The sequence below is a fragment of the Clostridium amazonense genome, assembly GCF_056431285.1.
Genome location: NZ_JBWKMH010000032.1, coordinates 1 through 445, shown reverse-complemented (window position 1 = coordinate 445; position 445 = coordinate 1). Strand labels below are relative to the sequence as shown.

The 445-nt window shown below is 35.3% G+C and carries 1 rRNA gene; it reads right to left on the bottom strand.

Annotated features, from left to right (window positions below):
* Window positions 1-355: 355 nt before the first annotated feature.
* Window positions 356-445 (bottom strand): 16S ribosomal RNA (locus AC07E4_RS14390); the annotation flags it as partial.

Sequence of the window (445 nt, the reverse complement as noted above, 5' to 3'; positions counted from 1 at the left end):
AAAATAAATCTATTTTAAGGTTTTTAAACTTTCGTTTAATATTTGTCTTGACGAAATTGTTATTTCTTTAAAATTTAAAGGTTTAACAACTTTAATATCACTGTGCAATTTTCAAAGAACAAAAATATTGCTATAAGCGGTGCATTACGTCGTCAATTTCAATCTTTCCGGTACTCACTTACATAAGTAAGCTCTGTTCCTCAAGACTTCATTTCCTAGTCCTGCTTGCTTCTATCAATATTTTACTTATTAAGTTTCCTTAATTGGACTCTCAAAATTAAACAGATAACATAGAACCAGTTCTAACATACTAAGTATGTTTTCATGAAGTATTACCTTCATGTCGACTCCCTAGAAAGGAGGTGATCCAGCCGCAGGTTCTCCTACGGCTACCTTGTTACGACTTCACCCCAATCACCAATCCCACCTTCGGCCGCTGGCTCCT